Genomic DNA, 4739 nt, shown 5'->3' on the forward strand with positions numbered 1-4739 from the left:
TGCCAGGCGCGTACGCGCCGGCCGATGGATCGTCCGGCGCGCGTTATACATGGCCGCCTGGGCCGCCGTCAGAGCAAAAGGAACAGCCCTGGGCGAGCGTTACCGCGCCCTGCGGGCGCGGGGAAAAGTAGCCAAGGTGGCCATCGTTGCCTGCATGCGATGCCTGATCACGGCCATCAATGCGATGGTCCGTGATCAGGCCGGATGGCGGCATGGGGCGGCTGTCTAAAAAAGACAGTTGCTCCCACACGAAGCGTGTGGAGGTCTCCTGTATTTCTGTGGGAGCCGATTCATCGGCGATGCTCTCCCGCGACGCAACAAAGCCCCGACCCCGGTTCGCGCTAAAATGGGATTCTTTACGTGGAGAGTTCCATGGCACAGCTTCCCTCGGCCGGCGGCCGCTTTCGCGCCGCACTCGCGGCCGAACAGCCGCTGCAGGTGATCGGCGCGATCAACGCCAATCACGCCCTGCTGGCCAAGCGCGCGGGCTTCCGTGCCATCTACCTTTCTGGCGGCGGCGTCGCTGCCGGCTCGCTCGGCCTGCCGGACCTCGGCATCAACACCTTGGACGACGTCCTCACCGATGTTCGTCGTATCACCGATGTGTGCGACCTGCCGCTCATGGTCGACATCGACACCGGTTTCGGTCCCAGCGCGTTCAACATCGCGCGCACGGTAAAAAGCCTGATCAAGTTCGGCGCTGCCGCCTGCCACATCGAAGACCAGGTCGGCGCCAAGCGCTGCGGTCACCGTCCGGGCAAGGAAATCGTCACCACGGAAGAAATGGCCGATCGCGTCAAGGCCGCCGCCGATGCGAAGACCGACCCGGACTTCTTCCTCATCGCGCGGACCGACGCCATCGCGGTTCTCGGCGTGGAGGCTGCCCTGGAGCGTGCCGTGGCCTGTGCGGAAGCCGGCGCCGACGCCGTCTTCGTTGAGGCAGCTTACGACCTGCCAACCTACAAGCGCTTCGTCGATGCGCTCGACGTGCCCGTGCTCGCCAACATCACCGAGTTCGGCCAGACCCCGCTGTTCAGTACTGAAGAGCTCGGCAGCGTGGGCGTCGGCATCGTGCTGTACCCGCTTTCCGCGTTCCGTGCCATGAACAAGGCCGCTGAGAACGTCTACACCGCCATTCGCCGCGACGGTCACCAGCGCAACGTCATCGACACGATGCAGACGCGCGAAGAGCTTTACGACCGCATTGGCTACCACGACTACGAGCGTCGTCTCGACGCTCTGTTTTCCAAGAAGGGTTAAGGAGAGTCACGCATGACCGACACCACCACCACTACCCAGCCGAAGGCAAAGAAGTCCGTCGCCCTCTCCGGCGTCGCGGCGGGAAACACCGCGCTCTGCACGGTCGGCCGTAGCGGCAACGACCTGCACTATCGTGGCTACGACATCCACGACCTCGCCGCGAAGGGCTCCTTCGAAGAAGTGGCGTATCTGCTCGTCCACGGCGTGCTGCCGAACTGGATGGAGCTCAATGCCTATCGCGCCAAGCTGAAGCGCCTGCGCGGGCTGCCGGCACCGGTGAAGGCAGCACTCGAGCTGCTGCCCGCAGCGACGCACCCGATGGACGTGATGCGCACCGGTGCGTCGGTACTCGGTACCGTGTTGCCGGAGAAGGACGACCACAACATCACCGGTGCGCGCGACATAGCCGACCGGCTGATGGCCTGCTTCGGCTCGATGCTGCTGTACTGGTACCACTTCAGCCACAACGGCAAGCGCATCGAAACGGAGACCGAAGACGAGTCGATCGCCGCGCACTTCCTGCACCTGCTGCACGGCCGCAAGCCGAGCGACCTGCATTCGCATGCGCTCGACCGTTCGCTGGTGCTGTATGCCGAGCACGAGTTCAACGCCAGCACGTTCGCCGCCCGCGTTATCGCCGGTACCGGTTCGGATATGTACTCGGCGATCACCGGCGCCATCGGTGCGCTGCGTGGCCCGAAGCACGGTGGCGCGAACGAAGTGGCGATGGAGATCATCGCGCGCTACCGCAATGCCGCCGAAGCCGAGGCAGACATCCGTGCACGCGTGGAGCGCAAGGAAATCATCATCGGCTTCGGTCACCCGGTGTATACCGTGTCCGATCCGCGTAATGAAATCATCAAGGAAATCGCGCGCAAGCTCTGCACCGATGGCGGCAATCCGCGCCTGTTCGAAGTGTCGGAGAAGATCGAGAAGCTGATGTGGGATCTGAAGAAGATGTTCCCCAACCTCGACTGGTACTCGGCTTCGGCGTACCACATGATGGGCGTACCGACGGCGATGTTCACCCCGCTGTTCGTCATCGCGCGTACGTCGGGCTGGAGCGCGCACGTGATCGAACAGCGTCAGGACGGCAAGATCATCCGCCCCAGCGCGAATTACACGGGCCCGGAAGACCAGGCTTACGTGCCGATCGAGAAGCGCTGAAAGAAGGGCCCGCTAACGCGGGCCTTTTTTTTGGTTCTCGCCTTCGGCTTCGCGGGCTCGGCTTCGCCGTCGCTTCGTACACTTGGGCGTCTCGCGGGGACACCAAGGTCTCTCACGACGATACGGTCAGCTGGACGGAGAGCCGTTGGGCGGGACCGGCCGCCGAAGCGGACCGTCACGGTCGTCGTGCTGGTACGACTATTCCGGCTTGGTGAGACCTTTCCGCGCCGCTGCGCCGCTGCGCGCGGATGATCGCGACCGGCGCTGGGATTGACCGCTTGACGATGGCGACGAGCCGGCAGCCGAAGCGGCGTTGCTTCGTCGGCTCGACCCACACGAACCTCAAGGATGGGAAGAGCCTTCGGTGCCCACCCTCGAGGCGAGTTCCGCACAAGTGGAGCGGCCGTAGGCCATATAAGTACACGGCCGCGCAGCGGCCTTTCCGGTACGAAACGCGGAGGACGTGTCTGAGCAGCGAGGGTGGGCACCGAAGGCTCTGCGCCTCACCCCTCCAAGCGAACGCGTTACAAGGCGGCGGCCAGGCGCGTCGCCTTATCGATCGCGCGCTTCGCATCCAGCTCCGCCGCGACGTCGGCACCACCTACCAGCCTGACATCCACGCCGCGCGCCACGAGTGCTTCGTGCAACTGCCGGTTCGGCTCCTGTCCTGCGCAGACGATGACGTTGTCCACCTCGAGCACCTGTGCCTCGCCGTCAATGGTGACATGCAGGCCGGCGTCGTCGATGCGGTCGTACGCCACGCCGCCCACCATCGCTACCTTCTTGTTCTTCAGCGTCGCACGATGGACCCAGCCCGAGGTCTTGTTCAACCTTGCGCCAGGGCGTCCCGCCGTGCGCTGAAGCAGCCAGATCTGCCGTTCCGATTTTTCCGGTCGTGCGGGCATGAGGCCACCCGGCGTCGCCATGGTCATGTCGACGCCCCATTCCTTTGTCCAGCGCGCGATGTCGGTGCTGGGGGAGGGCGCCGCTTCACTGAGGAATTCGGCCACGTCGAAACCGATGCCGCCGGCACCGATGATCGCGACCTTGTGGCCGACCGCGGCGTTGCCATGGAGAACGTCCAGATAGGACAGCACCTTTGCATGGTCCGCACCTGGGAGATCGAGCGGGCGTGGAAGCACGCCGGTCGCAAGGATCACGGTGTCGAAACCATTGCCGGCGAGCACTTCGACGGTGGCATCGGTGCCGAGGCGGCACTCCACGCCGGTCTCGTCGAGGCGATGCCTGAAGTAGCGTAAGGTCTCGCTGAATTCTTCCTTGCCCGGAATGCGCTTGGCCATGTTGAACTGGCCACCGATTTCGGCGGCGCGGTCGAACAACACGACGGCATGACCACGCTCGGCGAGTGTCGTGGCGGCGGCGAGTCCGGCGGGGCCGGCGCCCACGACGGCGACGCGCTTTTTAGCGAGGGCTGGGGTGATGGTGAGTTCGGTTTCGTGGCAGGCGCGCGGATTCACCAGGCACGATGCGCGACGGTTCTCGAAGACGTGGTCGAGGCAGGCCTGGTTGCAGGCGATGCAGGTGTTGATCGCCGCCGGCCGGCTTGCCTTCGCCTTGTTGACCCACTCCGGATCCGCGAGCAACGGGCGCGCCATGGAGACCATGTCGGCATCGCCATGGGCAAGGATCTGTTCGGCCACGTCGGGCATGTTGATGCGGTTCGTGGTGACGAGCGGGATGCCGACTTCGCCCTTCATGCGCCGTGTCACCCAGCTGAAGGCGCCGCGCGGCACGCTGGTGACGATGGTCGGGATGCGCGCCTCATGCCAGCCGATACCGGTGTTGATGATCGTCGCGCCGGCTGCCTCGATGGCCTTGCCCAACGTGACGATGTCGCCCCATGGCTGGGCATCGTCCACCAGGTCCAGCATGGACAGGCGATAGATGATGATGAAGTCCTTGCCTACGGCTTCGCGCGTGCGACGCACGATCTCGATCGGGAAGCGCATGCGGTTCTCGGCCGAGCCGCCCCAGCGGTCCGTGCGCTTATTAGTCCGGGCGGTGAGGAACTGGTTGATCAGGTAGCCTTCCGAACCCATCACCTCGACGCCGTCGTAGCCCGCGTCGCGCGCGAGCTTCGCGCTGCGCACGAAGGCGTCGATGCTGCGCTCCACGCCGCCGGAAGAAAGCGCGCGTGGCGTGAACGGGGTGATCGGCGACTTGATCTTCGACGGCGCCACCGAGAACGGCTGATAGGCATAGCGCCCTGCATGAAGGATCTGCATGCAGATCTTGCCGCCCTCGGCGTGCACGGCGCGCGTGACCTTGCGATGCCGGCCCACGTGCCAGGG

Annotated in this window: 3 protein-coding genes and 1 pseudogene; 3 read left to right on the top strand and 1 reads right to left on the bottom strand. The window is 65.0% G+C overall.

The features are described from left to right. The 3 genes and pseudogenes from AC1DSN_RS18540 to prpC form a co-directional block, all read left to right on the top strand. A pseudogene (locus AC1DSN_RS18540) lies at positions 1 to 229 on the top strand (hypothetical protein); the annotation flags it as partial. A gap of 143 nt (positions 230 to 372) precedes the next feature. Beyond that, positions 373 to 1260, top strand: coding sequence for a methylisocitrate lyase (gene prpB / locus AC1DSN_RS18545; protein ID WP_477298718.1), 888 nt, complete (start codon positions 373 to 375; stop codon positions 1258 to 1260). A 12-nt stretch (positions 1261 to 1272) separates the two neighbouring features. Further along, positions 1273 to 2427 (top strand): bifunctional 2-methylcitrate synthase/citrate synthase, encoded by a 1155-nt coding sequence (prpC, locus tag AC1DSN_RS18550; RefSeq protein WP_063573389.1) that lies wholly within the window; start codon positions 1273 to 1275, stop codon positions 2425 to 2427. Positions 2428 to 2951: 524 nt separating this feature from the next. Here the strand turns inward: prpC and AC1DSN_RS18555 are convergent. Beyond that, positions 2952 to 4739, bottom strand: a 1788-nt coding sequence (locus AC1DSN_RS18555; protein WP_477332136.1) for an oxidoreductase, incomplete at its 5' end; no start/stop codon positions are given.

It is taken from the genome of Luteibacter sp. P4_D7_3, assembly GCF_056401735.1.